This is a genomic window from Thermus sp., from assembly GCF_039793865.1.
Classification (GTDB): Bacteria; Deinococcota; Deinococci; order Deinococcales; family Thermaceae; genus Thermus.
Genome location: NZ_JBAMMI010000063.1, coordinates 1 through 4,365 on the forward strand (window position 1 = coordinate 1; position 4,365 = coordinate 4,365).

The 4,365-nt window shown below is 71.1% G+C and carries 7 protein-coding genes and 1 pseudogene; 5 read left to right on the plus strand and 3 right to left on the minus strand.

All coding sequences use genetic code 11. The features are described from left to right. The first annotated feature begins 15 nt into the window (after window positions 1–15). Window positions 16–300 carry a hypothetical protein gene (locus ABJK26_RS06135; protein ID WP_347241397.1) on the plus strand — a complete coding sequence of 95 codons (285 nt, stop codon included), beginning with the start codon at window positions 16–18 and terminating at the stop codon, window positions 298–300. A gap of 2 nt (window positions 301–302) precedes the next feature. After that, window positions 303–698, plus strand: a complete 396-nt coding sequence (locus ABJK26_RS06140; protein WP_347241399.1) for a hypothetical protein — start codon at window positions 303–305, stop codon at window positions 696–698. A 44-nt stretch (window positions 699–742) separates the two neighbouring features. On the opposite strand, the gene ABJK26_RS06145 is transcribed toward ABJK26_RS06140, so the two are convergent. The 3 genes from ABJK26_RS06145 to ABJK26_RS06155 are packed head-to-tail and all read right to left on the minus strand — an operon-like array spanning window position 743 to window position 2,836. Then, a complete protein-coding gene (locus tag ABJK26_RS06145; RefSeq protein ID WP_347241400.1) occupies window positions 743–1,420 on the minus strand; it encodes an ATP-binding cassette domain-containing protein in 678 nt (225 codons plus the stop codon). Further along, window positions 1,417–2,052, minus strand: a complete 636-nt coding sequence (locus ABJK26_RS06150; RefSeq protein WP_347241401.1) for an ABC transporter permease — start codon at window positions 2,050–2,052, stop codon at window positions 1,417–1,419. The genes ABJK26_RS06145 and ABJK26_RS06150 overlap by 4 nt, the downstream gene beginning before the upstream one ends. After that, the gene (locus ABJK26_RS06155) at window positions 2,039–2,836 is read right to left on the minus strand and encodes a substrate-binding domain-containing protein (RefSeq protein ID WP_347241402.1); all 798 of its coding nucleotides are present in this window, start codon (window positions 2,834–2,836) and stop codon (window positions 2,039–2,041) included. The genes ABJK26_RS06150 and ABJK26_RS06155 overlap by 14 nt, the downstream gene beginning before the upstream one ends. 29 nt (window positions 2,837–2,865) lie before the next feature. Here ABJK26_RS06155 and ABJK26_RS06160 point away from each other — a divergent pair, with 29 nt between their 5' ends. The 3 genes and pseudogenes from ABJK26_RS06160 to ABJK26_RS06170 all read left to right on the plus strand — a co-directional run. Beyond that, the gene (locus ABJK26_RS06160; protein WP_347241404.1) at window positions 2,866–3,138 is read left to right on the plus strand and encodes a DUF309 domain-containing protein; all 273 of its coding nucleotides are present in this window, start codon (window positions 2,866–2,868) and stop codon (window positions 3,136–3,138) included. Beyond that, on the plus strand, window positions 3,135–4,115 hold the full coding sequence (locus tag ABJK26_RS06165; RefSeq protein ID WP_347241403.1) for an asparaginase: 981 nt from the start codon (window positions 3,135–3,137) through the stop codon (window positions 4,113–4,115). The genes ABJK26_RS06160 and ABJK26_RS06165 overlap by 4 nt, the downstream gene beginning before the upstream one ends. A gap of 58 nt (window positions 4,116–4,173) precedes the next feature. Next, window positions 4,174–4,365 (plus strand): annotated as a pseudogene (locus ABJK26_RS06170) (hypothetical protein); the annotation flags it as partial.

The window sequence follows — 4,365 nt, forward strand, 5'->3', positions numbered from 1 at the left end:
GGGTAAAGTGATGACATGGAAAAACTCCTGCTCCTTTTAGGCTTGGCCCTCATGGTCTACAACGTCCTCTACGGCCTCAAGCTAAGGAGGGCCGCTCCAGGCGGAGTCATCGGGGAACGCATGGGGCAAGCCCTCTTCCTCATCGGTTTCTTCGCCCTGGCCTACCTGGGGGTCATCCTCCTCACCTGGAGCGAGCCTTCCAGCCTTCTCCTCGTTCTCCTCTCCTTCATCCTCCTCCTAGGGGCGGTCTTCGTCTACCTGATCCTCCGCTTGGTGGACGCCATCGTGGCCTCCCTGTAGCCATGGTCTTCCGCCGCAACCCCAATCCCCCCGAAGGCTGGACGCCCACCCCCGCGGAGTGGCGGGTCTACGCCCTTTGCGACGGGCGCCGCACGGAGGAGGAGGTGGTGCGGGAAAGCGGCCTGGGGGAGGAGGCCTACCAGGCTCTGGCCAGCCTCCTGAAGCGGGGCCTGATCCTCCCCGTGGAAGGCCCCAAGGAGCTCTGCGCCAAGCTGGTGGAGCTCCTCAGGTCCCGGCTCGGCCCTCGGGCCGAGCCCTTTGTTGCCCGGCTAAAGGGGTGCGAGAACCGGGAAGCTCTGGAGGAAGAGGCCCTGAGGGTGGCCCTGAAGGTCAAGCTCACCCTGGACAAAAAGACCGGGGAGGAACTGGAAAAGGCGGTAAGGGCCCTCTTCCGCTAGGGTGGGGGCCTTCTTCGCCCACCCAGGCTTGGGCGAGGGGTCCGCTAAACGAGCCTTCCCTCCAGGAAGGCCCGGCTCCTCGGGTCCCGGGGGGCCTGGAAGAAGTCCCGGGCCTCGGCCAGCTCCACCGCCTCCCCCTGGAGGAGGAAGAGCACCCGCCCCGCCAGGCGCCGGGCCTGGAAGAGGTCGTGGGTGGCCAGCACCACCCCCCGGCCCTCCCCGGCCGCCGCCCGCAGGAGGGCCTCCACCCGGGCCACGTTGGCGAGGTCCAGGCTGGCGGTGGGCTCGTCCAGGAGGAGCACCTCCGGCTCCACCAGGAGGGTGCGGGCCAAGGAGAGGCGCACCGCCTCCCCTCCCGAGAGGCTTTGGGCCGGGCGCCGGGCCATCTCCCCAAGCCCCACCCGCTTTAGGAGGGCCTCCGCCTTGGCCCGGGCGAGGGGCCCCGGCACCCCGTGGAGGCGGAGGCCGAAGGCGGCGTTCTCCAGGACGCTCCGCCTGAGGAGGATGGGGTTTTGGGGCAGGTAGGCGCGGAAGCCCCCTTCCACCTGGCCCTCCAGGGGGGTGAGGAGGCCCGCGAGGAGGCGGAGCAGGGTGGTTTTGCCGCTTCCCGAGGGCCCGAGCACCGCCAGGATCTCCCCGGGGTAGACGGAGAGGGCAGGCACCCAGAGGGTAAAGCCGGAGTGCCGATGGAGGAGCCCCTCGGCCCGAAGGAGCGGCCTCATTCCCGCTCCAGGATAACCAGGAAGCCGGTGACCAAAAGGGCCACCCCCAGGAGGATCAGGCCCAGGGCCAGGGCCGCTTCCACCTCCCCCTTGCGGGTTTCCAGGACGATGGCCGTGGTCAGGACCCGGGTGTGGTGCCGGATGTCCCCGCCCACCAGGGTGGCCGCCCCCACCTCGCTGATGGCCCCGCCGAAGCCCGCGGCCAGGGCAGCGGCCAGGGTGCGGCGGCTCTCAAAGAAGAGGGCGGGGAGGACCTGGTCCTCCCGTCCCCCCAGGCTTCGCACCAGAAGCCGCACCTCCTCCGCCCTGGCCCGGGCCGCGGAGAGCACGAAGGCGGCCATGACGGGAAAGGCCAGGATGGCCTCGGCCAGCACCATGGCGTAAGGGGTATAGAGGAGGTCCAGAAAGCCCAGGGGGCCGGAGCGGGAGAGGAGGAGGTAGAGGAAAAGCCCCACCACCACGGGAGGAAGGGCGAGCCCGGCGTAGAGGACCGCCCGGCCCAGGGGCCCGCCCCCGCCCCTCAGGGCCAGCCAGAGCCCCAGGGGCACGGCGGGAAGGGCGGCGAGAAGGGTAGCCGAACCGGCCACCCCGAGGCTTCTTAGGGTGATCTCCAGGAGCTCAGCGGCTTCCATTCACGGGGAAGAGGCACCGCCCCTTCAGGGGCTGGAAGAGGGGCTGGCCTTCCACCTGGAGGCCCAGCATCCGCCGGACCGCCTCCTCGGAGGCGAGGAAGTCCCTTAGCTTCCGGGCCTCCTCGAGCCTAGGCGAGCCCGGCACCACGTAGACGCTGTACTGGTTGAGGAGAAGGGGGTCGTCCCGGTCGTAGAGGGGGGAAAGGCCCCGCTTTTTCCCCACGGTGAGGTAGGTGGCCAGGTCGGAGAGGGTGTAGGCCCGCTTCTCCGCCGCGAGGACCAGGGTCTGCCCCATCCCCGCCCCTGACTCCAGGTACCAGGGGGGCCCGGGCCGGATCCCCGCCTTCTCCCAAAGGGCGAGCTCCTTCAGGTGGGTTCCCGAGCGGTCCCCGCGGGACACGAAGGGCGCCTTGGCCGAGGCGACGCGCCTCATGGCCTCCAGGACGTCCTTGGCCTCCCGGACCCCGGCCGGGTCCTCCTGCGGGCCCACCAGCAGGAAGCGGTTCTTGGCCAGGCAGTACCCTTCCGCCAGGAAGCCCCGCTTCCGGTACTGGGCCTCGAGGTCGGGGGCGTGGACCAGCACCGCGTCGGCGTCCTTGCGCTCGGCCAGGGCCAGGGCCTGCCCGGTGCCCACGGCGACCACCCCCACCTTCACCCCCGTGGCCTGGGTGAAGGCGGGGAGGAGCCGGTCCAGGAGGCCCGAGTCGTAAACGCTGGTGGTGGTGGCGAGGCGCAGGGCCTGGGCCAAGAGAAGAAAGGGGAGCAAAACCGCCATGCGGCGCATGGACCTAGCCTAGACTGGGGCCCGTGGGGCTGCAAGAGGCCCTGGAGCTTTGGCGCGAGGGGCACTACTTTGAGGCCCACGAAGCCCTGGAGGCCCTTTGGCGGCGGGCCGAGGGGGAGGAGCGCCGCTTTCTCCAAGGGCTCATCCTCCTGGCGGCGGCCCTCCACCAGCGGAGCCAGGGAAGGACGGGCCTGCGCAACCTGAGGAAGGCCGAAGCCAGGCTGGAGGGCCTCCCCTCCCCCTACCTCGGGGTGGACTGGAAGCCCCTCCTCCTGGAGGCCCGGCGTAGACTTGGGGAGTGAAGGCGGAGGTTTTGGTCTACCGCGGCGAGCTTGTGGAAAACCGGCACCGGGTCTCCTTGGCCCTATACGGGAAGGAGGGGCTTTTGGCCTACGCCGGGAACCCGGCCCTCCTGAGCTACCTCCGCTCCTCGGCCAAGCCCTTCCAGGCCCTGGCCCTCTTCCTCACGGGGGCGGTGGAGCGGTTCGGCCTCACGGAGGAGGAAGTGGCCCTGGCCACCGCAAGCCACGACGGCACCCCCCGCCACGTGGAGGTGGCCGCCCGCTTCCTGGCCAAGCTCGGCCTGGGCCCCGAGCACCTGGTCTGCGGGGTGCACCCGCCCTTTTCCCGGGAGGCCCGGCGGGCCCTGGAGGAGGCGGGCCTTGGACCCACCCCCCTGCACCACAACTGCTCGGGCAAGCACGCCGGGATGCTGGCGGCGGCCCGGGCCCTGGGGGCCCCCACCGAGGGGTACGAGCGCCCCGACCACCCGGTGCAGGCCCTGAACCGGAAGACCCTCGCCGAGCTCTCCGGAGCCGAGCCCTTCCAGGCCACCGACGGGTGCAGCGTGCCCACCTTCGCCCTCCCCCTCGCTCGGGCGGCCCGGCTCTTTTACCTCCTCGCCGCCCCCGAGGAGGCCCCCGAGGCCTACCGGGAGCCCTTGAGGCGCGTGCGGGAGGCCATGCGCCGCCACCCCGACCTCGTGGCCGGGCCGGGGAGCGTGGACACCCTCCTCATGGAAAGGCTGCCCGTGGTGGCCAAGCGGGGGGCGGACGGGTACTACGGCCTCGCCCTCCTAGAGGGCCCCAAGGGGCCCCTGGGCCTCGCCCTCAAGGTGGAGGACGGCTCGGCCCAGGCCCGGGAGGTGATGGTGGTGGCCCTCCTCCGGGCCCTGGGGCTGGACCCCGGCCCCACCCCCTGGGACCGGCCCGAGGTGCGAAACCACCGGGGGCTTCCCGTGGGCCACCTCGAGGCCCGGCTAGGGCTCTCCTGGCTGTAGCGCCAAGCCAGTGAACCCGGACAAACCCATGCCTTCGGAGGCCTCGCTCCAGAACCTGATGGAAAGGCCCTTCCCTTCCCACCGGTCCCTGGCCCGCTACGCCCTCGAGCACCTGGACCTTCAGCTCCTAGAGGCTCTCCTGGAGAGGCTTGTCCGGGAACGGGAGGCCCACCTCGCCGGAGGGGAAGCTTCTTCCGGCCGGGCGCCGGCGCTTTTGGAGCTCATCGCCTACGGCCTTAGGGTTCTTCTC

Coding starts and splice junctions, on each gene's coding strand:
- ABJK26_RS06135 (WP_347241397.1), top strand. CDS start 16: ATGGAAAAACTCCTGCTCCTTTTAGGCTTGGCCCTCATGGTCTACAAC.
- ABJK26_RS06150 (WP_347241401.1), bottom strand. CDS start 2,052: ATGGAAGCCGCTGAGCTCCTGGAGATCACCCTAAGAAGCCTCGGGGTG.
- ABJK26_RS06155 (WP_347241402.1), bottom strand. CDS start 2,836: ATGCGCCGCATGGCGGTTTTGCTCCCCTTTCTTCTCTTGGCCCAGGCC.
- ABJK26_RS06145 (WP_347241400.1), bottom strand. CDS start 1,420: ATGAGGCCGCTCCTTCGGGCCGAGGGGCTCCTCCATCGGCACTCCGGC.
- ABJK26_RS06140 (WP_347241399.1), top strand. CDS start 303: ATGGTCTTCCGCCGCAACCCCAATCCCCCCGAAGGCTGGACGCCCACC.